Source organism: Micromonospora humidisoli, from assembly GCF_016900955.1.
GTDB lineage: Bacteria > Actinomycetota > Actinomycetes > Mycobacteriales > Micromonosporaceae > Micromonospora > Micromonospora wenchangensis.
In genome coordinates, this window is record NZ_JAFEUO010000002.1 from 456008 (window position 1) to 481636 (window position 25629).

Sequence of the window (25629 nt, forward strand, 5' to 3'; positions counted from 1 at the left end):
TGTCGCCCTTCGTCCGCTTCGGCTCCCATCATGGCGGGTCCGGCGTCCGGTGGCACGGTAACGCGGGCCTAGGCTGCCCACATGATCGACGTGGCGGCGGTGGCCCGGCGGTTCGTGGCCGACGTGTGGAACGCCGGCCGCGAGGAGTCGGCGTACGAGTTGGTGGCGCAGGAGTGCCCGGGGCTCGGCGGCACCGGCCCGGCGGCGGTGCTGGCCTGGCACCGGGACCGCCGGGCCGCCTTCCCCGACCTGCGTTACAAGCTGGTGGACGTGGTGGCGGCCGGGGACCGGGTGGCGCTGCGCTGGCGGGCCGCCGGCACCCAGGCGGGGCAGTTCGGCCCGGTGCCGCCGACCGGGCAGGTGGTCAGCTATTCCGGGGCGACGTTCCTGCGTTTCGACGCCGCCGGCCGGATCGTCGACGTGTGGAGCGTCAACGAGCTGTTCCAACTGTTGCAACAGTTGGGTGTGGAGATGTTGCCGCCGCTCACCGACGCCGGGGCGTGATCCGGTCGATCGACAGGTTCACCGGGAACGGCTCACCGGTGTCGACGAACTTCGTCCACCGCCCGGTCTCGGTGTAGACCTCGTTCACCGCGTCGATCTTGTAGGTGTGCACGACCAGACCGTCGTCCTCCACCTCGATCCGCCAGTAGAACGGGATGCCGGCCTGCGCGTAGAGGGTCGGCTTGAGCACCCGGTCGATGGAGCGGGTGCTGGGGGAGACGATCTCGACGGCCAGCACCACCTCGTGCGGCTCGTACCGGGACGGTTCGCGGGCGGCGGCGGTGGACGTGGTCACCAGGACGTCGGGGATGAACGAGCGGGTCCGGTTGATCCGCACCTCCACGGCCTGGGTCACGTCGTAGTCGTCGGGACACTCCTCTTCGAGCGCGACCATCAGGCGGCCGGCGATGGTCTGGTGGACACGGGTGGGGGAGGGGGACACGATCAGCACTCCATCGAGAAGTTCGCGGCGGCGGCCGTCCTCGGGCAGCGCGTCCAGATCGTCAGTCGTCCAGCCGCCCTCCGGCGGATGGTCGTTCTGCAGCGCGGCGGTCATCGGTCGGTCCTTCCCGGTGCGTCGTTCTCCCCACCCGTGAGGGTAACGCCGGCAAACGCCGGGTGGTGGTCGCGCACGCCGTGGCCACAGGGCAGGATGACCCCATGAGCGAGCGAGTCGGGGCGACACGGTGAGCGAGCACGGCGGGGGCACCGGCGGCGGGCTGGTGAAGGGGCTGGCGGTCACGTTGAAGACGATGACCCGCCGGTCGCACACCCAGCAGTACCCGGACGTCGCCCCCGAGCTGCCGCCCCGCTCCCGGGGCGTGATCGCGCTACTGACCGAGAACTGCACGGTCTGCATGCTCTGCGCCCGGGAGTGCCCCGACTGGTGCATCTACATCGACTCGCACAAGGAGGAGGTGGCGGTGGCCGGCGCGGCCCGTCCCCGCCAGCGCAACGTCCTCGACAAGTTCGACATCGACTTCTCGCTCTGCATGTACTGCGGCATCTGCATCGAGGTCTGCCCGTTCGACGCCCTCTACTGGTCGCCCGAGTTCGAGTACGCCGAGTACGACATCAAGGACCTGCTGCACGACCGGGACCACCTCGGCCAGTGGATGGCCACGGTGCCGCCGCCACCCGCGCACGACCCGCACGGCGAGCCGGCCAAGGAGGAGACCACCGCCGCGCGCAAGGCCGCCGCCCCGACCAGCTCCGCCGCCCGCCCCACCGTGGTACGCCCCGAGCCCGGCCCCGCCGACGACGGAGGTGCCTCCCGGTGACCGGTGCGGACGTCCTCCTGCTCGCCCTGGGCGCGGTGGCGGTCGGGTCGGGGGTGCTGGTGGTCGCCACGAAGCACCTCGTCCGGGCCGGCCTCTACCTGGTGCTCTGCCTGGGCGCGCTGGCCGGTGACTACCTGGTGCTCACCGCCGAACTGGTCGCCTGGGTGCAGGTGTTGATCTACGTGGGCGCGGTGGTGGTGCTGCTGCTGTTCGCGGTGATGCTGACCCGGGCCCCGATCGGGGCGTCCGACGACCTGGACCGTCCGGGTTGGCCGGCCGCGCTGATCGGGGCGGGCACCGGGCTGGGCCTGACGGCGCTGCTGGTCGACGCGTTCCGCTGGTCGACGGTGGAGCTGCCGGCGGCGGGTACCGCCGAGGGCATCGGCGAGCAGGTGTTCCGCTCCTGGGTGCTGCCGTTCGAGGTGCTGTCGGTGCTGCTGCTGGCCGCCCTGGTCGGCGCGGTCATCCTGTCCCGCCCCGACATCGGCCGCCGCCCCGACGCCGCCCCCGCGCAGTCGCGAACAGAGGTCATCCCGTGAGCGCGAGGAGTGAGCCGGTTTTGCGAGCCCCGCAGTCGCGAACAGAGGTCATCCGGTGAGGCCGGTCATCCCGTACGTCACCGCCGCGCTGCTGTTCGGCCTAGGCGTCTACGGCGTGCTGCGGCGACGCAACGCGGTGCTGGTGCTGATGGCGGTGGAGTTGATGCTCAACGCGGTCAACCTGATCCTGGTCACCGCCGACACCACCGTGCGGGCGGTGCTGCCGCACTCCGGGCAGGTCTTCGCGTTGTTCGTGATCGTGCTGGCCGCCGCCGAGATCGGCGTCGGGCTGGCCATCGTGCTCCAGCTCTACCGGATGCGGGCCAGTGTCACCGTGGACGACGTGCCGTTGACCGAGCCGGCCGGGGGCCGGGCGGGGTCGACAGGTGACGTCGAGGCCGGGTCGGCCGGCGCACGGGCGGAGGTCGGGCGGTGACCGGGCTGCTCGGGGCGGCACTGCCCGTCGTACCCCTGGTTGCCGGGTTGCTCGGGTTGCTGCTGCCGCCGGCACCGCAGGGCGCGACCGGCGGGGAGGGCGCGGCCCGGCGGGCGGCGATCGGCCTCGGGGTGGCCGGCGCGGCCGGCGCGTTGCTGGTCGCGGTGCTGCTGCTGGTCCGGGTCGGCGACCCGGTGGAGACCAGCACCAGCTGGATCGATCTGGGTGGGCTGCGGGTCACCCTCGGGGTACGGCTGGACGGCGTCGCCGCGCTGGTCGCGGTCGCGGTGGCGGCGGTGGCCCTGGCGGTGCAGGTCTATTCGGTGGCCTACCTGCGGCGCGGCCCGCACGACGACGTCGAGGTGGACCACCGCTATCCGCCCTACGCCGCGCAGATCAGCCTGTTCACCGCCGCGATGCTGGTGGTGGTGGTCAGCGGCGACCTGATCCTGCTGCTGGTCGGCTGGGAGGTGATGGGCCTCTGCTCGTACCTGCTGATCGCCCACGACCGGCGGCTGCCCGAGGCGCCGGCCGCCGCGATGAAGGCGTTCCTGGTCACCCGGGTGGGTGACGTCGGGTTCCTGCTCGGCATCGCGCTGCTCGGCGTCTCCGCCGGGAGTTTCCGGATCGCCGACGTGCTCGCCCACGACCACTCCACCGCTACGCTGACCGCCGCCTGCCTGCTGCTGCTCGCCGGGGTGGCCGGCAAGAGCGCCCAGTTCCCGCTGCACACCTGGCTGCCGGACGCGATGGCCGGCCCGACGCCGATCTCCGCGCTGATCCACGCCGCGACCATGGTCGCCGCCGGGGTGTACGCGGTGACCCGGCTCTACCCGCTGTTCACCCGCGCCCCGGTGGCGCTGGCGGTGCTCGGCGTGCTCGCCTCGATCACCCTGCTGCTCGGGGCGCTCGCCGCCACCGCCCAGGACGACCTGAAGCGGGTACTCGCCTGGTCGACGGTCTCCCAGCTCGGCTACATGACCGGCGCGCTCGCCGTCGGTGCCCCGGCCGCCGCACTGTTCCACCTGCTCACCCACGCCGCGTTCAAGGCGCTGCTGTTCCTCGCCGCCGGTGCGGTGATCCACGCCGTCGGCACCACCCTGCTGTCCCGGATGGGTGGGCTGCGCCGCAGCATGCCGGTCACCTTCGGGTGCACCCTGATCGGCCTCGGCGCGCTGGCCGGGGTGCCGCCGCTGTCCGGGTTCTGGAGCAAGGACGGCGTGCTCGCCGCCGCCGAGTCGGCCGCGCTCGACGGCACCGGTCCCGCTCCGACCTGGGTAGGGTGGCTGGTCTGGCTGGCCGGGCTGCTCGGGGTGCTGCTCACCGCCGCGTACGCCACCCGGCTGCTGCTGCGCGCCTTCTTCGGCGAGCCCCGGCTGCCGCTGTTGCACCCGCACGACCCCCCGGCTCTGATGCGTTGGCCGGTGTTGCTGCTGGCCGTCCTGGCCGCGCTGCTCGGGCTGGCCGCGTTCTGGCCGCCGTTCACCGACCGGCTGCGCGGCACCGCCGCCGACGTCGAGCTGGTCCACCTCGCCCCGGCGGTGCTGCTGCCGCTCGTGCTGCTGCTGGTCGGGGCGGGGCTGGCCTGGGCCGGTTGGCGGCGGGACCCGGCCGCCGATCCGGCCCGCGCGCTGGGTCCGCTGCGGCCGGTGTTCGCCCGCGCCTTCCGCCTCGACGACCTGCAAAACACCCTCGTGGTACGCCCCACGACGGCGCTTGCCCGGGTGACCCGTACCGGTGACGAGGTCGGGGTGGACGGCCTGGTGGAGGGGGTCGGCCGGGGCACCTCGGCGCTCGGTGCCGGGCTGGCCGCGCTGCACCGGGCGGCGCTGCCCCGCGCGACGGCGGCGGTGCTGGCCGGTGCCCTGCTGATCGGCCTTGCCGCCGCCCTGATCGGAGTCTCCTCATGACGGTGGGGCAGGTGTTGCTGGTCGCGGTGCTGGTACTGCCGGCGGTGGGGGCGGCGCTGGTCGCCGTGCTCCCCGGGGAGCGGGCGGCCCGGCTGCTGGGTACGGCGGTCGCCGGCCTGACCCTGGTCGGGGCGGCGCTGCTGGTGCTCGGCGACCACGGCTGGTTCGGCTACGGCCCGGCACCGGCCGTGCAGCCCTGGCACGAGGTAGACCTGCCCTGGGTGCCCGGCCTCGACCTGCGTTTCCACCTCGGGGTGGACGGCATTTCCTGGCCGCTGGTGGTGCTCACCGCCCTGCTCACCCTGCTCTGCTGCGGCTACACCGTGCGTCGGGTGCCGCAGGGGCGGGGGAGCGGCCGGGCGCTGGTGGCGTTGCTGCTGGTGGTCGAGGTGGGCATCCTGGGCACCTTCCTCGCCCTCGACCTGGTGCTGTTCTTCGTCTTCTTCGAGGTCGTCCTGCTGCCGATGTACGCGATCATCGCCGGCTGGGGCGGCACCGGCGATGATCTGCCGGCACGCGACGCGGCCCGCGCGGCGGCCCGCAAGTTCGCCCTCTACACGCTCTTCGGCTCGGTGCTGCTGCTGGTCGGCGTGTTCGTGGTGGTGGCCGCCGCCGGCACCGCCGACATCGTCGCGCTGACCGGCGGGGTGGGGCTGTCCCGGGGCACCCAGTTGACCGCGTTCGCCCTGCTCGGGTTGGCGTTCGCGGTGAAGGCCCCGCTGTGGCCGCTGCACACCTGGCTGCCCGACGCGCACACCCAGGCCCCCACGGTCGGCAGCGTCATCCTCGCCGGGGTCCTGCTCAAGATGGGCACGTACGGCCTGATCCGGGTCGCCGTCGGGGTGGCTCCGGAGGGTGCCCGTTGGGCTGCGCCGATCCTCGGGGTGCTGGCCGTCGCGGCGATCCTGGTCGGCTCGCTGGTCTGTCTGGCCCAGGACGACCTGAAGCGGCTGATCGCCTACTCCAGCGTGGGGCACATGGGGTTCGTGCTGCTCGGGGTGGCGACGCTGACCGCCACCGGCATCCAGGCGGCGCTGATCGGCAACGTGGCGCACGGGGTGATCACCGGGCTGTTGTTCTTCCTCGCCGGGGCGGTCAAGGACCGGGCCCACACGGGGGCGCTGGCCGAGCTGTCCGGGCTGCGGGAGACCGCACCCCGGCTGGCCGGCCTGCTCGGCTTCGCGGCGGTCGCCTCGCTCGGCCTGCCCGGTCTGGCGGGCTTCTGGGGTGAGGCGTTCGCGGTGGTCGCGGCCGTCGAGCGGGGCGGGCCGCTGTGGACGACGCTGGCGGTGCTGGCGGCGATCGGCGGGGCGCTCACCGCCGCGTACTTCCTGCGGCTGCTGCGTCGGGTCACCCACGGTCGGCCCAGCCCGGTGGTCGGCCGGTTCACCCCCGCCCTGGCCGGGGTGGAGCTGGCCGCCTGGGTCCCGCTGGTCCTGCTCGCCCTCGCCGTCGGCCTGCTGCCCACCCTGGTGCTCGGCTACGCCACCGGCCCGGTGGACGCCCTGGTGGGGATCGTCCGGTGAACGGGGTCGGCCCGGTGAGCGCGAGGAGTGCAGCGCAGCGGAGCCCCGCAGTCGCGAACGAAAGGTCCGACTCGTGAGTGTGGTGCAGAGCGTCGACAACGTGGCGTTGCTGCCGGCGTACCTGGCGGCCGGCACCGCCGTACTCGTGCTGCTGGCGGATCTGCTGGTCGGCCGGGCCGGCGCGACGGTGGCGGTGGCCGGCACGGGCGTCGTCGCCACCGGGGTCGGTGCGGTGGTGGTGGGCGCGGCCGGCACCCGGCGGACGTTCTGTGTGGGTGCCGACTGCTCGTGGGTGTTCGACGGCCGTGCGGCCCTGGTCGCGGGGGTCTTCGCCCTGCTCACCCTGGGGGTGCTCGGGCTCTCCGGCCCGCTGCTGCGCGGCGGTCCGACGCCCGTCGGCGAGTACTGCTTCCTGCTGGCCTGTTCGATGACCGGCGGCGTGGTGCTGGGCGCGGCCGGTGACCTGATCACCCTGATCGTCGCCCTGGAGACCCTGACCCTGCCGCTGTACGTGCTGGTCGGCCTGCGTCGGGGCAGCCTGGCCAGCGCCGAGGCGGCGGTCACCTTCTTCGTGGTGAGCGTGGTGGCCACGACGGTCACCCTGCTCGGTGCGGCCCTGCTCTACGCGGCGACCGGCGGCCTGCACCTGGGTCGGCTCGGCGGGCTGCTGGCCGACGCGCCGGACGTGCCGCTGGTCCCGGCGGCGGTGGCGCTGGTGGTGCTCGGGCTGGCCTTCAAGGTGGCGGCGGTACCGTTCCACGCCTGGGCGCCGGCGACCTACGACGGGGCGCCGCTGCCGGTGGCGGCCTACCTGTCCACCGCGTCGAAGCTGGGTGGGGTGGTGGCCCTGCTGGCGGTGGTGCAGCGGGCGCTGCCGGCCGAGGTGACCGGCCCGGTGCTGGCCCTGCTGGCGGTGCTCACCATGACCGTGGGCAACCTGGTGGCGCTGCGCCAGCGGCGTACCGTCCGGTTGCTCGCCTGGTCGTCGGTGGCCCAGGCCGGCTACATCCTGGCTCCGTTGGGGGTGCTGGCGTCGACCACCGGGCGCGGCGACGACGTCCGGGCCGGGGCGTACGCCGCCGCGGTGGCGTACGCGGTCTTCTTCGTGGTGGTGGAGCTGGCGGCGTTCGCGGCGCTGGTGGCGTTGCGCCCGGCCGGTGCGGACGGCGGCGCGGTGGCGGACCTGCGTGGGGTGGCCCGGCGGCGGCCCTGGGCCGGGGCGGCGTTCGCGCTGGCCCTGGTCGGGCTGGCCGGCCTGCCACCCGGGCTGGCGGGGCTGTTCGCCAAGGTGACAGTGGTCCGGGCGGTGCTGGACGGTGGGGCCGGCTGGCTGGCCCTGGTGGTGGCGCTGAACGCGGTCATCGGACTGGCCTACTACCTGCGTCTCGCCGCCACCCTGTACGCCGACCCGATCCGGGTGCCGGCCGGTCCCGCCGGGGAGCCGGCTGCGGCCGGTTTACCTGCCCGAACCGGGCAGCCGACCGCGCCCGTCGGGGTCGCGCCCGGGGTGACGCCCGGCCGGGTGGCCTGGCCGGTCTCCGTGGCGTTGGCCGTGGCGACCGCGTTGGCCGTGGTGATCGGCTTCGCCCCCCAACTGGTGCTTGATCTCGCCACCCGCTGACCGGCCCGCCCGGAGCTTCCGCCACCCGCTGACCTGGTGTCCCGGGTCGTCCCCGGTTGTCCGGTGCGTTCAGCGGGTTCACAGCTTCTGTCAGTCAACTGCCAGTCATGAGCTGGATGGTTGACGGGTACCGGTGACGTTGTACCGGTCAGCGGGTCCCGCGTGACCCGCGCACCGAAGGAGCGATCGTGCATCACAACCGTCTGAAGACCGCAGCGCTGCTGGGCCTGCTGACCTCGCTGATCCTCGCGGTCGGCTACTGGTTCGGTGGGAGCGGTGGCCTCGTCGTCGCCGTCGTCGTCTCGTTGCTGATGAACGGCGTGACCTACTTCTTCTCCGACAAGCTCGCGTTGCGCTCGATGCGGGCGCAACCGGTCAGCGAGGCCCAGTTCCCCGAGCTGTACCGGATGGTGCGTGAGCTGGCCACCGAGGCCCGGCAGCCGATGCCCCGGCTGTACGTGAGCCCCACCTCACAGCCCAACGCGTTCGCGACCGGTCGTAACCCGGCCAACGCGGCGGTCTGCGTCACCCAGGGGATCACCGAGATCCTCGACTACCGCGAGCTGCGCGGGGTGATCGGCCACGAGCTGTCCCACGTCTACAACCGGGACATCCTGATCTCCAGCGTGGCGGCCGGACTGGCCGGCATCATCACCATGCTGGCGAACCTGGCGTTCTTCATCCCGCTGGGCGGCAGCAACGACGAGGACGGCCCGAACCCGGCGGTGCTGCTGCTCACCATCATCCTCGGCCCGATCGCGGCCACCGTGATCCAGTTGGCGATCAGCCGCAGCCGGGAGTTCCAGGCCGACGCCTCGGGCGCGCAGCTCACCCGGGACCCGTTGGCCCTGGCCAGCGCCCTCCGCAAGATCCACCTGGGGACCCAGGCCCGGCCGCTGCCCGCCCAGGGCCAGCTCACCAGCACCGCCCACCTGATGATCGACAACCCGTTCAAGCGGGGTGGCGGCATCGCCGCGCTCTTCTCCACCCACCCCCGGATGGAGGAGCGGGTGGCCCGGCTGGAGCAGATGGCCCGCAACTCCGGCCCGGTGCAGTTCCAGCGCTGACGGTCACACCCACCGCGCCCGCGTCCACACCCTGGACGCGGGCGCGGTCGTATCCACGGTCAGGGGGTTCGGCCGGTCGGCTGTGCGCCGGCCCCGGCCGGCAACTGGTCGGGGCGGGTCAGCAGCACCACGACCAGCAGCAGCACCCCGGCCAGCAGGTAGGCCACGGCCGGCCCGAACAGCGCGGCGGCCGACCCGAGCAGGAAGATCCCGCAACCTGCCACCACGATGTTGGCGGCCACGATGGTCGCCTCCACCTGCCCCATCCGTTCCACCGGTGCCAGCCGGGCAAAGGTGGCCTGTGCGCCGATCAGCCACCCTCCGCCCGCGCCGATCAGCGCGTTGGCACAGGCCAGCGCCCACACCGGGGAGTGCGTGGCGACCAGCAGGGCGGCCAGCAGCAGCGCCCCGGCCAGGGCGGCGGCCACGGTGACCTGCCCGGTCAACCGGCCCAACCAGGTGCCCCGCCCCAGCACCAGCACGAAGACCGCGCCGCCCAACGCCGACGAGGCCAGCACGACGGGCCGCCAGGCCCCGTCGGCGAGGTCCGGGGTGAGGGTCTCGGGCAGCGCGCCGGAGACGACCGTGGCGAGGGTGAGCAGGGCGACGCCGCGCAGCACCGGGTGCCCGGCGATGGTCCGCAGGCCGGCGGTGGCCGGTGGGCGTGGCCCGCGCCGCCGCTGCTGCCCGGTCGGCAACCCGGCCAGCACCACCGCCGCCACGAGGAACGAGACCAGGTCGATCAGGAGCGCGACCCGGGGGCCGAGGGCCACGGTGATGCTCGCCCCGGCCAGCAGCCCCACCACCTGGCCGACCTGGTTGGCGAAGGCGGACAGGCCGAACAGCGGCAGCCGCAGCGGGGCGTCCACCGACTCGGCGGCTACCGCCACGTTGACGCTGGAGTAGGCGGCCCGGACCGCACCGAGCAGGCCGGCCGCGACGATTGCCGGCACCGGCCGGGGCACCGCGAGGGGGACCGCGATCAGCACCGCACCGGCCACCGAGAGCCAGACCAGCAGGGTACGGCGGGCCGGCACGTCCAGCCAACCGCTGAACACCGTGGCGACCAGCAGGGCGGGCAGGGCGCGGGCGGCGTACACGGCGGCCGGCCCGAGGACCGACTGCGTCTGGTCGTAGGCGAGCAGCAGCAGCGCGGCGAGCCCCACGAAGTCGCCCAGCTCGGAGATCCCCCGGGCGGTGACCAGCCGGGAGGCGACCGGATGGCGGAACAGGGCCAGGTAACCGGGGGGCGGTGAGAGCCGCTCGTCGGCGTCGGTCATCAGGTCGTCGGTTCCGCTTCCTCGACCCCGTTCTGCTGGTGACCGGGGCTCTCCCGGAGCACCGGGGCGGCTGCCCGGTGACGGCCGCCCCGGGACGCCGGGCCGGGCCGGCGGCGTTCGGTCGTCGTGCCGACCATTGGACCTCCTACGACATCGGGGGCGATCCAGCGGTGTATGTATCTGGGTCGATCAGCAAGTTACCCTCTCGCCGCCACCGGGTCAGCGACCCCGGGTGTGAGTGAATCGACCATTCCCGGAGCGACCTGCGGCGTTAGGGTCTACAGGGTTCTGAGTCGTTACCTGATCGTCTCCTGGGAGGTCCGCCGTGTCCGCACTGCGCCAGTACCTGGGCGTCTGGCGGATTCCCGGCGCCCCACTGCTGCTGCTCCTCGGTGTCGTCGGCCGGCTCGGCATCGGCATGACACCGCTGGCGTTGCTGCTGGTCGTGGAGCAGGTCACCGGCCGGTACTCCCTCGCCGCCGTGGCCGGCGGGATCTATGCGCTGTCCGGTGCCGCGCTCAGCCCGGTCGCCGGCCGGATCGCCGACCGGGTCGGACCCACCCCGGTGCTGCTGGTCACCGCCGTGGCCCACCCGCTGGCCCTGTTCGGGCTGCTCGGGGCCAGTCGCGCCGAGAACGCCGACCTGCGCCTGATCTACCTGGCGGCCGGGCTGGCCGGGGCCACCTACCCGCCGCTGACCGCCGCCATCCGGGGAGCCTGGAACGACCTGACCGCCCCGGCGACCGGCCGCTACCAGCTGCGCAACACCGCACTGGCCGCCGAGACGTCGCTGTTCGAGGTCGTCTTCGTGCTCGGCCCGCTGCTGGTGGCCGGGTTCGTCCTGGTCGCCGACGCCGCCGCCGCGCTGCTCGGTGCGGCAGTGGTGACCCTGGTCGGCACCGGCGGGGTGGCGCTGGGCCGGGTGATGCGCGCCTGGCGTCCGCACGCCCGCGAGCACCACGCCCGAGGGCTCGGCCCGCTGCGGGTGGGCGGCTTCCCGGCGCTGCTGGTCTGCGTGGCGAGCCTCGGCATCGCGTTCGGCGCGGCCGGGGTGATCGTGCCGGCGTTCGCCGGCAGCCAGCCCACCGACGACCCGCAGAGCCTGGCCGGCCTGCTGCTCGCCGTCTGGGGGGTGGGCAGCGCCGTGGGCGGTTTCTGGTTCGGGGTACGCCGCCCGGCGGCCAACATGACCCGCCAGTTCGCCTGGCTGCTCGCGGCGGTGGCCGGCACCCTGGCGATCTTCGCGGTGATGCCCGGTCCGGTGTCCCTCGGCATCGCCCTGGTGATCGGCGGGGCCACCATCGCCCCCGCGTTGACCCTGGAGAACACCCTGGTCGGGCGGATCACCCCGACGGGCATGCTCAACGAGGCGTACACCTGGGTGGTGACCATGTCGGTGGCGGCGAGCGCGGCCGGCGGCGCGGTGGCCGGCCTGATCGTCGACCACGCCGGCGGGGTGCCCTGGGCGTTCCTGTTCGCCGCCGGGGCGGTCGGCGTCGGGGCCGCCGTCGCGGCGCTGCCCGGCGGCCCGATCGCCCGCGCCGAGGCCGCCGCCGTCCGCGCCGAACACCCCGTCACGGTCTGAACGGGGTACGCGGCCCCGCTGTCTTCCGGGGTTCGTGCGGCGGGCGGCCGTCCCCGTCGGGGGACGACCGCCCGGCCGGGGCCGCTCTACCTGTAGTTGGTGAACTGGAGGGCCACCCCGAAGTCCTCGCCCTTGAGCAGCGAGATGACGGCCTGGAGGTCGTCCTTCTTCTTGCCGGTCACCCGGAGCTGGTCGCCCTGGATCTGCGCCTGGACGCCCTTCGGGCCCTCGTCGCGGATCTTCTTGCTGATCGCCTTGGCCTTCTCCGACTCGATGCCCTGGATCACCTTGGCATCGATCTTGTAGACCTTGCCCGAGGCACGGGGGTCACCGGCGTCCAGGGACTTCAACGAGATGTTCCGCTTGACCAGCTTCTCCTTGAACACGTCCAGGGCGGCGCTGACCCGCTCCTCGGTCTCGGCCTGGAGGCTGATCGCCTCCTCACCCGACCAGGAGATCTCGGCGCCGGTGCCACGGAAGTCGAACCGCTGGGCAAGCTCCTTCTCCGTCTGGCGAAGGGCGTTGTCGACCTCCTGCCGGTCGACCTTGCTCACGATGTCGAACGACGGGTTCGCTGCCATGCTGATGCTCCTGCTTGTCCGGCGGTCTGTCAGGGTCGTCGCGGTGCTGACCAGCCCCACGACCCTCTGACGGTACCCGGTTGCCATGCCCCCGGGGGCGACCGCTATCCTTGCTCCGCTGCCGCGTTACGACACGGCGGTGTGCCCTGGCGGGTTGCCCGAGCGGCCAATGGGAGCGGACTGTAAATCCGTCGCGAAAGCTACAGAGGTTCGAATCCTCTACCCGCCACCAGGTGCACAAAGAGGCCCCTGACCAGCGCGAACGCCGGTCAGGGGCCTCTTTCGTGAGTCTCACTCAGTCCTGCTCTGACCCGCTCAATCTCGCCGGTCGCGTCGTATTCGCGTCGGCGTTTTCCGCACCTCCTAGCTGGGGAGCCTGATCCGCTTGAGGTGCTACGGCGTACCGGGGCGGCCGGCAACTACGGCACCACGCGTGCGGTAGAGGATGCACTCTGCGCGGCTGAGCGCCGGGCCGTAGAGACTGCCGAGCCGACGCCTTACGGCCGTGAGGTCATCGTGGCTGCCCAGCAAGCCGGGATGCCGGTGGCGGCGGTCAGCAACAACTCAGCCGGGGCCGTATCCGCCTACCTAGCCGCGCACCGGCTCGCCGGTCGTCGGCCGGGCGTACGCAGACCCGGACCGCATGAAGCCCAACCCGGAACCAATCCTGCAAGCCGTACGTGCCCTTGGTCAGTTGCCGGCCCGGTGCGTGCTGGTCGGCGACTCGCTGTCGGATATCGAGGGCGCGCGGGCCGCTGGAGTAACGGTGATCGGCTACGCGAATCGGCCGTCAAAGGTCGATGCGTTCCGGCTCGCCGGGGCGGGCGCGGTGGTTACCAGCATGGGCGAGATTGCCGAGGTTCTGATCGACCGGGCTGAGGGCTGAAATCGGGAGGGCCTGCATCTGGTCGTTTGCTCCGATCGACTACGAAGAGGGACGTGGAGCGCGAAAGTCGATCTCTGTCCTCGGTGCCTGGCGGCATTGGAGTTCCACCACTTTCACCAGCGGATAGTCCGGTGCCGGCGCTTCGGCTTTGGAGTATCCGCCGGTCGATCGCGCTGGTCATCGCGACTGCGGTGCTAGTGGTTGGAGCCTTGGTTGCTGGAGCGCTCTGGTACGCCGGTTGGCCGAGCCTCCACCGGGCCAGCACCGTTACGGCTGCCACACTGTTTGACCTGCTGAAGCTCGTCTTTTCCGTGGTGGCGGGTGTTGGAGGCGTCGCAGCTCTCGTAGTGGCGTACCGACGGCAGCGCGTTGCCGAGCACGCCAACAAGCTGGCCGAATTCGCCCATGGACTAGCGCACGCCGCTGACTTGCGCGCGGAGGCTGGCGAGGGTCGAGCCAAGATCGAAACCGACCGTAACGGCATTCGGATTTTCAACGAGCGATTCGCCAAGGCTTCCGAACAGCTTGGCTCGGACAAGGCGGCAGTGCGATTGGCCGGGGTCTACGCCATGGCCGGGCTCGCAGACGACTGGCGAGACGGTCGACAGACCTGCATCGACGTACTCTGCGCGTACCTCCGAATGCCCTACACCCCGCCTCAGGAAGCATCAAACGAAGCACCGCCGGAGCAGGCCGACGACGACGCGTCGGCGGCAACCTCGGAGGCTGCTCGGACCGCTCGCGAGGAGCGGGAGGTGCGTCATACCGTCATTCGACTCATCGGCAGGCATTTACGGCTTGCCGAGGAGGATGCGAATTCGTGGTGCGGCTTCGACTACGACTTCACCGGCGCAGTTTTCGACGGTGGTGACCTCTCGGGCGTGACGTTCAGCGGTGGGCGGGTCTCGTTCGATGGGGCGACGTTCGGCGGCGGACGGGTGTCTTTCGATGGGGCGAGGTTCAGCGGCGGGGACGTGTCTTTCGATGGGGCGACGTTCGGCGGCGGGTTGGTGTACTTGGGCGGGGCGTCGTTCGGCGGCGGGGAGGTGTACTTCGGCGGGGCGTCGTTCGGCGGCGGGGAGGTGTACTTCGGCGGGGCGTCGTTTATCGGTGGGCGGGTGTACTTCGGCGGGGCGACGTTCGGCGGCGGGTTGGTGTCGTTCGGCGGGGCGACGTTCGGCGGCGGGGAGGTGTACTTCGGCGGGGCGTCGTTTATCGGCGGGCGGGTGTACTTCGACGGGGCGAGGTTCAGCGGCGGGCGCGTGTCCTTCGATAGGGCGACGTTCAGAGGCGGGAAGGTGTCCTTCGACAGGGCGACGTTCAGCGGCGGGGAGGTGTCCTTCGACAGGGCGACGTTCAGCGGCGGGGACGTGTCCTTCGATAGAGCGGATCTGGATCTTCCCCCGGAGTTCGACCGATGGCCGGACGGACGCCCGCCAGAAGGGCTACATCTGCCCCACGAGTGAGGTTGCGTCGCATCTGCGTCGCCATCCCTGCCGATACAGCCCACCTGCGCAGGTCAGGGCTTTGAGCGTGGCGCTCTGTAAATCCGTCGCGAAAGCTACAGAGGTTCGAATCCTCTACCCGCCACCAGGAGCACGAACGGCCCTGTGAACAGCGGAAACGCTGACCACAGGGCCGTTCTCGTTGATCTAGCCGAGTCCAGTGCGGTCTAGCCGTCTACGAGCCTCCACGGGAACATGGCGGGAACGCTGATCATGGTCCGGTGTCTATCCGTGGTGCGGCGGCTACGTCCGCGTTGATCGCTGCTGAGCGGGCACCGGCTCAACGAGCCTTGACGAACGCGCCTTTGCCGGGCACCACGTAGATCAGGCCTTCTTCGACCAGCACGCGCACCGTGTGCAGGATGGTGCCGCGCGCCAGGCCGTATTCCTGTTGGAGTCGGGCAACGCTCGGTATCGGCCGGTTGGGCACCAGGTCGCCGCGCTCAATCCGCTCGCGCAGGATCGCCGCCAACTGCTGATACAGCGGCACTGGCCCTTCGGGGTCAATCACGTCTTGACGGTAGGTGGGCAGGGATGCCGCTGGTCAGGCTTGGTAGACCATGGACCACCATGTACCGGGTGGGATAGGGTGTGTCTATCCCGCTGTGCTGGTCGTGGAGGCCCGAACCCGCCCCGGTGCGGCGGTCCCCCTGCCCGGCCGGTCTCCTCCGACACCGGTCGGGCAGGGCCACCGCAGGGAGGGAAGAGCATGTTTCCTGACGCACGGGGCCTTCCCCGTCTCCAGCCCCCGACGCCGGGTGAGGAACTGCTGATCAGCCGGGAAGCGTCGGTGCAGTTCGCGCGGACACCGGCGTTCGTGTTCCGGGTGATCTCGGTCTGCCCCCGGCCCACCTATGACGGCTGGGCGTGGGTGACCGGCTACCAGCTCGACGGCCAGGGCCAGGCCGTCACCAAGCGGGAGATCTTCGTACGGCTGGCGGGCCTCAAGCGGGTCCGTCGTTCTGATGGGCGCCTGACGGCGGGCTCGGCTTTCGTGTCACGGCCGAACACCCGGTGGACACCGCCACGTGAGCGCCTTTGACCTGACCGCGCCGGTGATGGCGACGCGCAGACCATCAAGATCCATGGCCGACAGTGAAGCACCTCAACTCTGGTTGAGGTCAACGGGAACCTCCCGAGATCGGGCATTCGCTCATCGGCAGATCCGAGCATCCCACGACGCACCGATGCGCCCCTAGGTTCATTGCGCTGCCGCGCATCACGTGGCGGAGAGGCTCGCACGTCAGTTGTCGGGCCGCAGCAGCGCGCCGGCACGCACTACAGGCGACAAACCACCGCCGTGGCGTCGTCTCGGTGCTTGTACCTCGGCCAGATCACACCATTGGGATCGCGGTCCTCAAATTCACGGGTGGCCGCAATCAGGGCGGATGGGCCGTGTTCGTAGGTGAAGGTAAGTAGCCTGGGCCAATCCATAGCGCTGAAATCGGTAACAAGAAGAGCAGCCCCATCTGACAGCAGGGCAGCGCCACGCACTTCGACCACAAATCCGGACATGGCATGCGCAGCGGCCGACGGGTCAACCTGCGCCACCCAGTAGCCACCGGGACGATTTCTCACCTGTTGCTGTTCACGAATCAGCGTGAAAAGCGCCTCCTTATCGCTCTTGTCTTTGCTGGAAATGGCGGCCCTTGCACTATCCGACGCGAAGGCATCAACCGACTTGTCCTGTACTACCAGCGGCCCACCACTGACACGGTCGAGCACTATAATCGAGTCCGAGAGAACAAGATACTCCAGCGACTCTCCTGCATGCCTCACCATTGTTACCGTCGTGCACGGGGAGCCGGGGTGGGCGAGGTCGCAGGAGTCGCGATGCATGGCTGCCACTGCATCGATGGACTCCGCCAAGACTTCCTCCAAGCCTCGACCAGAGTCGCCCGCGAGCCACAACAGCTTGCTTCCGAGCTGGTGCACGTACCAAGGAGTCCCATGCACGCAGCCGGTCTCTGACGCCTCAGAGAGTCCGTCAAGAACTACGGCAGCGCTCGTCGTGGCTCCGGCCCAGTCCTCGTTGGGCTGGTCGGCTTTGGCCGGGCTGGTTGCCATGGTGACTTGCATCAGCGTCCTCTACACATCCAGGGTGATGATCTGATTCGGCGGGAGGTGTCGAGGGGTCGACTTTCGACTGGATGATCACCAGGCTGGGTCGGCTATTCGGACCACCCAGATACAAGGATGGCTGATCGATGTGAAGTTTGGGTTATCTCGATTTCGGGGAAGCGTTTCCCGGTCAGGGTGACTCCGGAGAGGGTCAGGGTGGCACCGGCCATGATCCGGTCGTGACGGCTTCGCGCGCAGAAAAGCCATCCGAGATTCACGGCGACGACAGGCCGGAGTCGACCCGGGCGTGCCGGCTGGTGCGGGCACCTGTGCGCCGGCCGATGAGCGGCGGCGGCCCGCAGGGTCGGGTACGGGGAACGTCGGCGAGGATCGCGGGATGTCCGACGACAACTTCATGCGTATCCACAGCCCCGAGTTCCAGGCGATGGCGGCGAGGGTGCTGCGGGCCACCGAGTTGACCTCCCGGCTGAACGTGCTGCCCTTCGACGACGAGGCCGGCCGGGCGGAGCTGTTGGCGCAGCTCCTCGGCCGGCCGCTGCCGGCGCGGGTCACCATCTATCCGCCGTTCTTCACCGACCACGGCCTCAACCTGGAGATCGCGGAGCGGGTGTTCATCAACCAGAACTGTACGTTCCTCGACTATGCCGGTATCCGGCTCGGCGAGGGCGTCATGATCGGCCCGAAGGCCACCTTCATCACCCTCGGCCATCCGGTCGACCCCGCGCAGCGGCGGGAGTGGCTGACCGGTGCGCCCATCGACGTGGCGGAGAACGTCTGGATCGGGGCCGGCGCGACGATCCTCCCCGGCGTCCGCATCGGCCGCGACGCCGTGGTGGCGGCCGGCGCGGTGGTCGCCGACGACATCCCGCCCGCCACCCTGGTCACCGGCCCCAAAGCGGGTGTACGCCGCCAGTGGTGACCCCCGCCCGTCTCGCTACCGGGCCGAGGTAGCGGTATCGGGCGCGGCGGATACCGCTACTCAGGCCCAGTTGCGTGGATCATCGCGACGCCCGTCCTGGTCAGAGAGGCCGCGCCGACTCCGGCGTGGCCTCGTGGCCGGGCATGCCGTGGGTACGCCGCCGCTGCTTCATCTCCGCCTCGTAGAGGTGCCGCCGGCCGCCGACCAGCTTTTCCCGGGCGTACCGTTCGATCTCCTGGAACGTGGCGTAGTAGCCGTCGTCGAACTCCTCCACGATCTGGAACGTCCACCGGCCGGGCAGCAGGTTACGCCCCAACAGCTCGTGTTCGACCCGGTCGGCCACCTCGTCGTGCCCGGCCCCGCGCAGCAGCTCCACCACCCGGTCCAGGGTGAGGTCCGCGCCGCCGACGAGCTGGTGCGCGGAGTAGAGGTGCCCACGCACCCGGTGGATCGTCTCCAACGCCTCACTCAACTTGCCCAACGCCTCGACCGTCGCGTCGTCGACTCCCGCCGGCCGTGCGTGCTCCTCGTCTATCGCATCGTGCTGACCTGCCATAACCCCCGACATACCCCCATACCGCCCCAGGTATCCCATGGTCTCGGTGCCAGCAGCGCGGCCGGCGGAGTGCGCGGGAACACCGCAGACGCCGGGGGCGGTCGTTCAGGCGGGGGCGGTGGCTCAGCGGTCTCCCGCTGTGCCGCCGAGCAGCTGCCGGGCCTCCGCGACGACATCCGCATCGACTTCCGCAACCGCATCGTCCGGGTACGGCTGCCCGTCGTGGACGACGGCCTCGACGATCTCGTACGCGTACTCCAGGTCGATGAGCCCGGCCGCCAGCGGAGTCCCGTCCCGGGTGATGAACCCGTACGCCCAGGAGGTGAGGGCGCGGGCGGTGATCGTCCGGTCGAGCAGTCGGCGGGCCATGATCCGGACGGCTTCGTCCTCACCCGCCCGGCTGCCCTCCGGAAAGAAGGTCAGTGAGAGTTCCGCCAGTGCGTCGCCGAGCCACCGACGTAGTTCGTCGCTCTCGCTGCCGGGAGTGGGGGAGATACCCGTCAGGATACGAAGCGTCGGGGTGTCCACGCCCGCTACCAGGCAGTCGCAGGCGGCCCCGATCACCCCGCCCGGCGTGCCCGACCCGACGCTCCACAGGACGGCGGCCTCCTGGAGGCGGGCCAGCGCATCGTCGGGTCGCATCGGTACATGGTCCGCTGTCCGGCCGGCGGTGTCTCGGCGATAACGCCCGCGGCAACCCGCCGCACCGTTCGCAGTGGCCGGCGCGCGGTCAACCAGTCGACAAGATCGGCCAGGCAGCCGCGGCGTCGCCGACGGTCACCGTGCGTCGGATCCCAGGTACGGCTGGGGCGTCCGTTTCTCGATCACCGGCGTCACCGGTGTCTGCGATGTCATGGATTCACGACATCATCGGGGTACGACATCACGGGGTCCGACCGCCTCGGCGGGTGTTTCACCTGCTCGCGCCGGCTCGCCACCGTACGCGTGTTTTGTCGTTGATCTGGTGCGGAGTCCGTCGACTCCCGACAGGCCGCTTCCGTACCTGACGAAATGAGCTATGGTGATCGATGTGACGGTTCCGGGAGCAGTCGTCGCGACCCTCGAATCCGACGGTCGCCCTGCCACCCGGACAGCGGCCTCGCGCCGTTAAGATCGGGTTTGCGTCGATAGTGACATTGGGCGATTCGTGGAGGCCGTTACCCGTCCTGGTGCCGCTGATCTGGCACGGGGAGGCGACGGTGGTGGTCCGAACGGCGGAACCTCTCCGCTGCTCGGACCAGCACCGCTCTCCCCGCTTTTCTGGGTACCCGAGGTGTGGCACGATCGTGGAACCTCCACCATCCCCCGTGAACACTCTCTCGACAGGAGCAATCATGTCTGGTCGAAGGCTGGGCCGGCTGTTTGGCTCGCTCCTCGTGCTCGCCACCATCCTGGGTGGACTCGCCGTCGCCGGCGTCCAATCCATCGACGGCAGCGCGCAAATGGCGGACGTCGTCTGGACGATGGGCGGCGCGCGCTAAGCCCCCGCGTCGTCCCCGCTCCCGGTGTCCTGGGGGTGACGTCTCTCAGGGAGAGGGTGGCGCATGGCCAGCCGAGATCAGCGGCGTAAGTCCACCGAACGCGCCTGGTTCATCACCGCACCCCTGGCCCTGCTGGCCATCGTCTTCAGCACCGCGATCGGTGTCCTGCGTCCCGAGTTCGGGAAGTGGGGCCTGGCGTTCGTTCTCTTCGTGGCGATGACGGGGATCAGCATCCCGGTCCTCAACGTCATAGTCCGACGGCAGTCCGTCGGGGTGACGTTGACCGAGGTGCCCCTCGTCGTCGCGCTCTTCTTCCTGCCACCGCTGATCGTGGTGCTCATCTACACGCTCTCCGTGCTGATCTGGAGTGCGTCACACCGGTTCGCCCCGGCCAAGCTGTGGTTCAACGTCGCGAAGGCGGCGGCGGCCACCTCATTGGCCGGGCTGCTCCTGCTGGCCCTGCCCCCGCTCGAGGGGGTGGGGCCGGGCACCTGGGGCATCCTGTTCCTGGCGGTCAACACCATCACCCTGGTCAGCCTGCTCTCGGTGGCCGGGGTGCACGTGCTGCTCCAGGGCTGGCAGGCCGGCCGGGAGGCACTGCGGACCGCGCCGTCGGTCTTCCTCACCACCTCGATCAACGCCTCGGTGGGCCTGCTCGTCCTGATCGCGTTGAAGACCACCTGGTGGTCGGTGCTGCTGCTGGCCGCGTTGTTCGCGGCGTTGTTCCAGGTCTACCGGTCCTACTCGCAGTTCTTCCGGCAGCACCGCACCCTGACCGGCATGTACGACCTGACCCGGTTGCTCACCAACAGCGCCGAGGGCGCGATCGCCGACATCCTGCTCGACCGGGTGCGGGGCCTGATGCAGGCCGAGTACGCCACCCTGTGGCTGCCCGCCCAGCGCCGGCACCCCGAGGTGCTGCTGACCGCCCGGGTCGACACCCCCGGCCTGCTCGACGTCGCGCCCACCCCGACCGTCTTCCGGGAACAGGCCCGCGAGCTGGGCAAGACGCTGTCCATCGGGCGGTTGCTCGGCGACGACACGGCGTTGCGCCGGGAGGTCGGCGCGCAGCAGGTCAAGGACGCCATCGTGGTGCCGCTGCGGTCGGGCCAGGCGGTGATCGGCACCCTGGAGGTGACCAACCGGCTCAGCGACATCGGCCACTTCACCACCAGTGACATCCCGGTCTTCGAGACGGTGGCCGCGCACGCCGCCGTCGCCCTGGAGAATTCCCGGCTGGTCGACCGGCTGCGCCACGACGCCTACCACGACGCGCTGACCACGCTGCCCAACCGGCGGCGGATCACCGCCGCGCTGGCCGAGGCGGTCAAGATCAGGGCGCCCGGCGAGGTGGTCGCCGTCCTCCTCTTCGACGTCGACGGCCTGCGTCAGGTCAACGAGTCGCTGGGCCACGCGGCGGGGGACAAGGTCCTCGTCGAGGTGGCCGACCGGCTGCGTGCCTGCGCCCCCTCGTCGGCTCTGGTGGGCCGGGCCGGCGGGGACGAGTTCCTGGTGACGCTGCGGCTGGAGAACGCCGAGGCGGCCCTGGAACTGGCCGCCCAGCTCCGCGAGCAGATTCGCGACGAGATGGTGTTCGACGCGCTCACCCTCGACGTGGACACCGCGGTCGGGGTGGCGGTGCACCCGGATCACGGCAGCGACGCCGCCGTGCTGTTGCAACGGGTCGACCTGGCGGCCACCGCGGCCAAGGCGGTGCCGGGCAGCGTCCAGTTGTTCAACCCGGCGCTGGAGTCGCGGTCGCTGCGCCGGCTCGGGCTCGCCGGTGACCTGCGCCGCGCCCTCGACGAGGGGGAGCTGGAGGTCTACTTCCAGCCGAAGGTGACCCTGCGGGACCGCCGCCTGCTCGGGGTGGAGTGCCTGGCCCGCTGGGAGCACCCGGCGCACGGCACGGTCTCCCCGGAGGACTTCGTCGCGGTCGCCGAGCACACCGGGCAGCTGGGCCGGCTCACCGAGTTCGTCCTCCGTGAGGGGCTGCGCCGCAGCCGGGACTGGAGCCACACCGGGCAGCCGTTGGCGGTGGCGGTCAACATCGCCGCCCGTTCGCTGACCGACCGGCACTTCCCGGACCGGGTCGGCGAGCTGCTGGCCGAGTACGGCGTCCCACCGCAGCTGCTGACCGTCGAGATCCCCGAGGCGGCGGTCCTGGACGGCACCGAGCGACCCATTCCCACCCTGCGCCGGTTGCGGGACCTCGGCGTCCGGCTGGCGGTCGACGACTTCGGCACGGGCAACTCGTCGCTGGCCCAGCTGCGCCGGCTGCCGGTGCACGAGGTGAAGGTGGACCGGTCGTTCGTGCAGGGGATGGCGACCGACCCGGGGGACCTGGCGATCGTGAACGCGGTGGTGTCGCTCTCCCAGCAGTTCGGCCTGGCGGTGGTGGCCGAGGGGGTGGAGAGCGAGCTGACCCTCGAACTGCTCCAGGACATCGGCTGCGAGATCGGGCAGGGCTTCCTGTTCAGCCGACCGCTGCCGTACGAGCGGCTGGAGGCCTGGTTCGGTGCCCAGACCGACCCGGAGGTGATCGGCCCGGACGCGCTGCCGAGGCTCCGCGTCGTGCCCTGAGCTGCGACGACGCGGTACGGGGGGATCCCATTTCACCCCCGGCGCGGTGCCGTGTAATGTATCCCCTGCGCGACGCCCTCCGGGGTGATCGGGTAGGCCCCCTTAGCTCAGTCGGCAGAGCGTCTCCATGGTAAGGAGAAGGTCTACGGTTCGATTCCGTAAGGGGGCTCAGAGGGTCCGGCTGGACCCGCCTGCGGCGGTGTAGCTCAGATGGCAGAGCAAGCGGCTCATAATCGCTGTGTCGCCGGTTCAAGTCCGGCCACCGCTACTCTCGTCCTCCGGGCTCATCCCCGGTGGTCGGTGGGACGGGCGCCACTGGCGCCCGCTTTGCATGTCCCGGCGTTGTCCGCGTAGGCTGATGCGCTGTAGTTGATATCCGTAGCGAGGAAGGCACTCCGCCGTGGCGAAGGCGACCGATGTCCGGCCGAAGATCACTTTGGCGTGTGTGGAGTGCAAGGAGCGCAACTACATCACGCGCAAGAACCGCCGCAATGACCCGGACCGCATCGAGCTGAAGAAGTTCTGCCCCCGGGACGGCAAGCACACGGTCCACCGCGAGACCCGCTGACCCGCGGCCGGCAGTAGGCCGGCCCGGTCCGCAGCAGCTTCACCCCGGACGCCGATCCGCACGGCTGGCGTGGCCTTTCACGGTCGCCCCGCCCGTACGGGTCGGCGTTCGCGTGTCCCGTGTAGGTTCGGCGGCATGTCCCTGGACCCGTCCTTCGTCGGCCGGACGTACCCGCCGACCGCCCCCTACCAGGTGGGCCGAGAAAAGATCCGCGAGTTCGCCACCGCCATCGGTGCCACCGACCCGGCCCACCACGACCCGGCGGCGGCCCGTGCGCTCGGCCACCCGGACGTGGTCGCCCCGCCCACCTTCCCGGTCCTGATCACCATGGCCGCCAGCCAGCAGATCGTGGACGATCCGGCGCTCGGAGTCGACTACAGCCGGGTGGTGCACGGCGACCAGCGGTTCGCCTACACCCGGCCGGTGGTGGCCGGTGACGAGCTGGTCTGCGTGAACACCATCGAGGAGATCAGCTCCCGCAGCGGGCACGGCTTCCTCACCACCCGCACCGACGTGACCACCGTGGCCGGTGAGCCGGTGGTCGCCGTCTGGTCCAAGCTCGTCGTCCGTGGGGAGTCCTGACGTGGAACTGTCGACCCGTACGTTCCGGGTGACCCGGGCGGACCTGGTCCGCTACGCGGGCGCCTCGGGGGACTTCAACCCGATCCACTGGAGCGACCGGACCGCCACGAAGGTGGGGCTGCCCGGGGTGATCGCGCACGGCATGTTCACCATGGCGCTCGTCGGTCGGGCGGTCGCCGAGTGGGCCGGCGCGCCCGACGCGGTGGTCGAGTTCGGGGTGCGGTTCACCAGGCCGGTGGTCGTCCCGGACGACGACGAGGGCACCGAGATCACCGTCGACGCGGTGGTCAAGGAGGTCACTGAAGCCGGTCTGACCAGGCTCGATGTGACCGCCAGGTGCGGCGGCGAGAAGGTCCTGTCGCAGGCGCGGGCGCTCGTGCGGACGGCCGGCTGACAGGTCGTCGGAACGGACCGGGCGGGACCGGTTGGGAAAGTCGGGGCGCTACCCGTACACTGGTCCGCCGTGGGGCAAGTGACCCCTGCTCGGCCGCGCAGGCCGGGTGGGGCGAGCGTTGCCGCACAGGGGTGTAGCTCAATTGGCAGAGCAGCGGTCTCCAAAACCGCAGGCTGCAGGTTCAAGTCCTGTCACCCCTGCGCCTCAGGCCTGACCGTTCCCGTGGGTCGCGCCGCCGCAAGGCGGCGTCCGGCCCGTGGTGGTGGCATCGGCGGGGTGGCTTCGAGGCGACTCGGGGCCCTTCGTCCGGTCCGCCGGCCGCGGCCCGTCGCGGGACGGTTGGTCCGGCCGGCGTGACCAGCGCCGCGTACGCCTCCCGGCGTACGAACCGACATCCCGCGACGGAGGGCGAAGTGGCCGAGAGCAAGCGGCGCGGCGAGGACGCCGGCGACGACGGTCTGCGCGACGAGCGCGACGAGGTCGTCGACGAGGTGACCGCCGACAGCGACGCCATCGACGACGACGCCACCGACGCGGACGAGCCGGTATCCCGGGGCGGCACCGCGACCCGGTCGCGGACCCGTGCAGGCGCCGCCGACAGCAAGCCGAAGACCCGCTCCGAGACCGACCGGGTGGGGCCGTTCGCCCGCATCGCGCGTTTCTTCCGCGAGGTCGTCGCCGAACTGCGTAAGGTCATCTGGCCGACCCGCAAGGAGCTGCTGACCTACACGGCCGTGGTGGTCACCTTCGTCGCGGTGATGCTGACCATCGTGGGCCTGCTCGACTTCGCCTTCGCGAAGGGCGTGCTGTGGGTCTTCGGCAGCCCCAGCTGACCGGCCGACTGAGCCGATAGTGACGGAAGTGAGCAAGCGTGCCTGAGTACGACGAGACCGCCGAGACCACGGACGACCAGTCCACGGTCGCGACGGCGGCGAGTGACGAGTCGGTCGAGGCCGCCAGCGAGCCGGAATTCCCGACCACGGAGCCGGAGCCGGACGAGGACTACGACCCGGTCGCCGAGCTGCGCCAGAAGCTGCGCTACGCGCCCGGCGACTGGTACGTGGTGCACTCGTACGCCGGTTACGAGAACAAGGTCAAGACCAACCTCGAGACCCGGATCACCTCCCTCGACATGGAGGAGTTCATCTACCAGGTCGAGGTGCCGACCCGGGAAGAGGTCGAGGTCAAGAACGGCAAGCGTTCCCAGATCCAGGCCAAGGTCTTCCCCGGCTACATCCTGGTCCGGATGGAGCTGACCGCCGAGTCCTACTCCTGCGTGCGCAACACGCCGGGGGTCACCGGGTTCGTGGGGGCCACCGACCGGGCCGACCGGCCGGCGCCGTTGAGCCTCGACGAGGTGCTCAAGTGGCTGGCCCCGGCGGTGGAGACCGAGCAGAAGAAGGCCAAGCCCGAGATCAAGGTCCTCGACTTCGAGGTGGGCGACTCGGTCACCGTCACCGACGGGGCGTTCGCCTCGCTGCCGGCGACGATCAGCGAGATCAACGCCGACCAGCAGAAGCTCAAGGTGCTGGTGTCGATCTTCGGCCGGGAGACCCCGGTCGAGCTGAACTTCAACCAGGTCGCCAAGATCTGACGTTGTACCCCGTCGCCGGCGGTGGGCCACGGCCCGCCGCCGGCGACGTCGTTCCGCCCCGGCGCGGACCTCGGCGCAGAGGGTCGCCGGGCGCTGCGCTACCCTTGAATGTCGTCGCTGTGGCACCGCGCTGACCGTGCGCGCCCGTGG

Annotated in this window: 26 protein-coding genes, 4 tRNA genes and 2 pseudogenes; 24 read left to right on the forward strand and 8 right to left on the reverse strand. The window is 71.0% G+C overall.

What is annotated here, in order from left to right:
- Positions 1-81: 81 nt before the first annotated feature.
- On the forward strand, positions 82-504 hold the full coding sequence (locus JQN84_RS07460; protein ID WP_204957667.1) for an ester cyclase: 423 nt from the start codon (positions 82-84) through the stop codon (positions 502-504).
- Here JQN84_RS07460 and JQN84_RS07465 read toward each other — a convergent pair.
- Positions 485-1060, reverse strand: a complete 576-nt coding sequence (locus JQN84_RS07465; protein ID WP_204957668.1) for a Uma2 family endonuclease — start codon at positions 1058-1060, stop codon at positions 485-487. The two genes, JQN84_RS07460 and JQN84_RS07465, sit on opposite strands and share 20 nt — an antisense overlap.
- 130 nt (positions 1061-1190) lie before the next feature.
- Between JQN84_RS07465 and JQN84_RS07470 the strand changes: the two genes are divergently transcribed.
- From JQN84_RS07470 to htpX, 7 genes are all read left to right on the forward strand, one after another.
- Positions 1191-1784: a NuoI/complex I 23 kDa subunit family protein gene (locus tag JQN84_RS07470; protein WP_204957669.1), complete on the forward strand. Its 594-nt coding sequence runs from the start codon at positions 1191-1193 to the stop codon at positions 1782-1784.
- Positions 1781-2323 carry an NADH-quinone oxidoreductase subunit J family protein gene (locus tag JQN84_RS07475; protein ID WP_204957670.1) on the forward strand — a complete coding sequence of 181 codons (543 nt, stop codon included), beginning with the start codon at positions 1781-1783 and terminating at the stop codon, positions 2321-2323. The genes JQN84_RS07470 and JQN84_RS07475 overlap by 4 nt, the downstream gene beginning before the upstream one ends.
- A 55-nt stretch (positions 2324-2378) precedes the next feature.
- Positions 2379-2759, forward strand: a complete 381-nt coding sequence (gene nuoK, locus JQN84_RS07480) for an NADH-quinone oxidoreductase subunit NuoK (RefSeq protein ID WP_307821069.1) — start codon at positions 2379-2381, stop codon at positions 2757-2759.
- Positions 2756-4669, forward strand: coding sequence for an NADH-quinone oxidoreductase subunit 5 family protein (locus tag JQN84_RS07485; RefSeq protein WP_204957671.1), 1914 nt, complete (start codon positions 2756-2758; stop codon positions 4667-4669). Before nuoK ends, JQN84_RS07485 begins: the two co-directional genes overlap by 4 nt.
- The gene (locus JQN84_RS07490; RefSeq protein WP_204957672.1) at positions 4666-6195 is read left to right on the forward strand and encodes a complex I subunit 4 family protein; all 1530 of its coding nucleotides are present in this window, start codon (positions 4666-4668) and stop codon (positions 6193-6195) included. Before JQN84_RS07485 ends, JQN84_RS07490 begins: the two co-directional genes overlap by 4 nt.
- Positions 6196-6268: 73 nt before the next feature.
- Complete coding sequence (locus tag JQN84_RS07495; protein WP_204957673.1) at positions 6269-7816, forward strand: NADH-quinone oxidoreductase subunit N; 1548 nt, start codon at positions 6269-6271, stop codon at positions 7814-7816.
- A 188-nt stretch (positions 7817-8004) separates the two neighbouring features.
- Entirely contained in the window at positions 8005-8883 is an 879-nt protein-coding gene (gene htpX, locus JQN84_RS07500; protein WP_204957674.1) for a zinc metalloprotease HtpX, read from the forward strand.
- A 59-nt stretch (positions 8884-8942) separates the two neighbouring features.
- Here the strand turns inward: htpX and JQN84_RS07505 are convergent, their stop codons facing one another.
- Together JQN84_RS07505 and JQN84_RS07510 are read right to left on the reverse strand one after the other, a co-directional pair.
- On the reverse strand, positions 8943-10163 hold the full coding sequence (locus JQN84_RS07505; protein ID WP_204957675.1) for an MFS transporter: 1221 nt from the start codon (positions 10161-10163) through the stop codon (positions 8943-8945).
- Positions 10163-10300 carry a hypothetical protein gene (locus tag JQN84_RS07510; protein ID WP_158224196.1) on the reverse strand — a complete coding sequence of 46 codons (138 nt, stop codon included), beginning with the start codon at positions 10298-10300 and terminating at the stop codon, positions 10163-10165. Before JQN84_RS07510 ends, JQN84_RS07505 begins: the two co-directional genes overlap by 1 nt.
- Positions 10301-10488: 188 nt before the next feature.
- On the opposite strand from JQN84_RS07510, the gene JQN84_RS07515 reads away from it, so the two are divergent.
- A complete protein-coding gene (locus JQN84_RS07515) occupies positions 10489-11748 on the forward strand; it encodes an MFS transporter (protein WP_204957676.1) in 1260 nt (419 codons plus the stop codon).
- An 86-nt stretch (positions 11749-11834) separates the two neighbouring features.
- Here the strand turns inward: JQN84_RS07515 and JQN84_RS07520 are convergent, their stop codons facing one another.
- Positions 11835-12329 carry a YajQ family cyclic di-GMP-binding protein gene (locus JQN84_RS07520; protein ID WP_088644769.1) on the reverse strand — a complete coding sequence of 165 codons (495 nt, stop codon included), beginning with the start codon at positions 12327-12329 and terminating at the stop codon, positions 11835-11837.
- A 148-nt stretch (positions 12330-12477) separates the two neighbouring features.
- Here JQN84_RS07520 and JQN84_RS07525 point away from each other — a divergent pair.
- From JQN84_RS07525 to JQN84_RS32210, 3 genes and pseudogenes are all read left to right on the forward strand, one after another.
- Positions 12478-12561: transfer RNA gene (locus JQN84_RS07525), tRNA-Tyr, on the forward strand.
- A gap of 122 nt (positions 12562-12683) precedes the next feature.
- A pseudogene (locus tag JQN84_RS07530) lies at positions 12684-13215 on the forward strand (HAD family hydrolase); the annotation flags it as partial.
- 131 nt (positions 13216-13346) lie between these two features.
- A complete protein-coding gene (locus JQN84_RS32210; protein WP_204957677.1) occupies positions 13347-14681 on the forward strand; it encodes a pentapeptide repeat-containing protein in 1335 nt (444 codons plus the stop codon).
- 319 nt (positions 14682-15000) lie between these two features.
- Here the strand turns inward: JQN84_RS32210 and JQN84_RS07540 are convergent, their stop codons facing one another.
- Entirely contained in the window at positions 15001-15231 is a 231-nt protein-coding gene (locus tag JQN84_RS07540) for a GntR family transcriptional regulator (RefSeq protein WP_204957678.1), read from the reverse strand.
- Positions 15232-15429: 198 nt separating this feature from the next.
- Here JQN84_RS07540 and JQN84_RS07545 point away from each other — a divergent pair.
- Positions 15430-15696: pseudogene (locus JQN84_RS07545) on the forward strand (hypothetical protein); the annotation flags it as partial.
- Between the two features lie 302 nt (positions 15697-15998).
- Here the strand turns inward: JQN84_RS07545 and JQN84_RS07550 are convergent.
- Positions 15999-16799: a hypothetical protein gene (locus JQN84_RS07550; protein ID WP_204957680.1), complete on the reverse strand. Its 801-nt coding sequence runs from the start codon at positions 16797-16799 to the stop codon at positions 15999-16001.
- 379 nt (positions 16800-17178) lie between these two features.
- Between JQN84_RS07550 and JQN84_RS07555 the strand changes: the two genes are divergently transcribed.
- Positions 17179-17721 carry a DapH/DapD/GlmU-related protein gene (locus tag JQN84_RS07555; RefSeq protein ID WP_204957681.1) on the forward strand — a complete coding sequence of 181 codons (543 nt, stop codon included), beginning with the start codon at positions 17179-17181 and terminating at the stop codon, positions 17719-17721.
- A 100-nt stretch (positions 17722-17821) separates the two neighbouring features.
- On the opposite strand, the gene JQN84_RS07560 is transcribed toward JQN84_RS07555, so the two are convergent.
- Positions 17822-18277, reverse strand: a complete 456-nt coding sequence (locus tag JQN84_RS07560; protein WP_239484967.1) for a hypothetical protein — start codon at positions 18275-18277, stop codon at positions 17822-17824.
- A gap of 123 nt (positions 18278-18400) precedes the next feature.
- Positions 18401-18919, reverse strand: coding sequence for a hypothetical protein (locus tag JQN84_RS07565; protein WP_204957683.1), 519 nt, complete (start codon positions 18917-18919; stop codon positions 18401-18403).
- A gap of 692 nt (positions 18920-19611) precedes the next feature.
- Between JQN84_RS07565 and JQN84_RS07570 the strand changes: the two genes are divergently transcribed.
- From JQN84_RS07570 to nusG, 10 genes are all read left to right on the forward strand, one after another.
- Positions 19612-19758 carry a hypothetical protein gene (locus JQN84_RS07570; RefSeq protein WP_169733070.1) on the forward strand — a complete coding sequence of 49 codons (147 nt, stop codon included), beginning with the start codon at positions 19612-19614 and terminating at the stop codon, positions 19756-19758.
- Positions 19759-19821: 63 nt separating this feature from the next.
- Positions 19822-22341 (forward strand): putative bifunctional diguanylate cyclase/phosphodiesterase, encoded by a 2520-nt coding sequence (locus tag JQN84_RS07575; RefSeq protein ID WP_204957684.1) that lies wholly within the window; start codon positions 19822-19824, stop codon positions 22339-22341.
- A 96-nt stretch (positions 22342-22437) separates the two neighbouring features.
- A tRNA-Thr gene (locus tag JQN84_RS07580) sits at positions 22438-22510 on the forward strand.
- Between the two features lie 26 nt (positions 22511-22536).
- A tRNA-Met gene (locus JQN84_RS07585) sits at positions 22537-22609 on the forward strand.
- 132 nt (positions 22610-22741) lie between these two features.
- Positions 22742-22909, forward strand: coding sequence for a 50S ribosomal protein L33 (gene rpmG, locus JQN84_RS07590; protein WP_013288652.1), 168 nt, complete (start codon positions 22742-22744; stop codon positions 22907-22909).
- Positions 22910-23044: 135 nt separating this feature from the next.
- Entirely contained in the window at positions 23045-23491 is a 447-nt protein-coding gene (locus tag JQN84_RS07595; protein WP_088644785.1) for a MaoC family dehydratase N-terminal domain-containing protein, read from the forward strand.
- Position 23492: 1 nt separating this feature from the next.
- A complete protein-coding gene (locus JQN84_RS07600) occupies positions 23493-23885 on the forward strand; it encodes a MaoC/PaaZ C-terminal domain-containing protein (RefSeq protein WP_204957685.1) in 393 nt (130 codons plus the stop codon).
- A 127-nt stretch (positions 23886-24012) separates the two neighbouring features.
- A tRNA-Trp gene (locus tag JQN84_RS07605) sits at positions 24013-24085 on the forward strand.
- 213 nt (positions 24086-24298) lie between these two features.
- The gene (gene secE, locus JQN84_RS07610) at positions 24299-24718 is read left to right on the forward strand and encodes a preprotein translocase subunit SecE (RefSeq protein ID WP_204957686.1); all 420 of its coding nucleotides are present in this window, start codon (positions 24299-24301) and stop codon (positions 24716-24718) included.
- Positions 24719-24756: 38 nt separating this feature from the next.
- Entirely contained in the window at positions 24757-25479 is a 723-nt protein-coding gene (nusG, locus tag JQN84_RS07615; RefSeq protein WP_088644788.1) for a transcription termination/antitermination protein NusG, read from the forward strand.
- Positions 25480-25629: the final 150 nt, after the last annotated feature.

Excerpts from the sequence above, each read along its gene's own strand:
- JQN84_RS07595 (WP_088644785.1), top strand. The coding sequence starts at position 23,045 with ATGTCCCTGGACCCGTCCTTCGTCGGCCGGACGTACCCGCCGACCGCC.
- JQN84_RS07505 (WP_204957675.1), bottom strand. The coding sequence starts at position 10,163 with ATGACCGACGCCGACGAGCGGCTCTCACCGCCCCCCGGTTACCTGGCC.
- JQN84_RS07575 (WP_204957684.1), top strand. The coding sequence starts at position 19,822 with ATGGCCAGCCGAGATCAGCGGCGTAAGTCCACCGAACGCGCCTGGTTC.
- JQN84_RS07560 (WP_239484967.1), bottom strand. The coding sequence starts at position 18,277 with ATGGCAGGTCAGCACGATGCGATAGACGAGGAGCACGCACGGCCGGCG.
- JQN84_RS07555 (WP_204957681.1), top strand. The coding sequence starts at position 17,179 with ATGTCCGACGACAACTTCATGCGTATCCACAGCCCCGAGTTCCAGGCG.
- JQN84_RS07550 (WP_204957680.1), bottom strand. The coding sequence starts at position 16,799 with ATGCAAGTCACCATGGCAACCAGCCCGGCCAAAGCCGACCAGCCCAAC.
- JQN84_RS07565 (WP_204957683.1), bottom strand. The coding sequence starts at position 18,919 with ATGCGACCCGACGATGCGCTGGCCCGCCTCCAGGAGGCCGCCGTCCTG.
- JQN84_RS07510 (WP_158224196.1), bottom strand. The coding sequence starts at position 10,300 with ATGGTCGGCACGACGACCGAACGCCGCCGGCCCGGCCCGGCGTCCCGG.
- JQN84_RS07570 (WP_169733070.1), top strand. The coding sequence starts at position 19,612 with ATGTCTGGTCGAAGGCTGGGCCGGCTGTTTGGCTCGCTCCTCGTGCTC.
- JQN84_RS07465 (WP_204957668.1), bottom strand. The coding sequence starts at position 1,060 with ATGACCGCCGCGCTGCAGAACGACCATCCGCCGGAGGGCGGCTGGACG.
- JQN84_RS07520 (WP_088644769.1), bottom strand. The coding sequence starts at position 12,329 with ATGGCAGCGAACCCGTCGTTCGACATCGTGAGCAAGGTCGACCGGCAG.
- JQN84_RS07490 (WP_204957672.1), top strand. The coding sequence starts at position 4,666 with ATGACGGTGGGGCAGGTGTTGCTGGTCGCGGTGCTGGTACTGCCGGCG.
- JQN84_RS07460 (WP_204957667.1), top strand. The coding sequence starts at position 82 with ATGATCGACGTGGCGGCGGTGGCCCGGCGGTTCGTGGCCGACGTGTGG.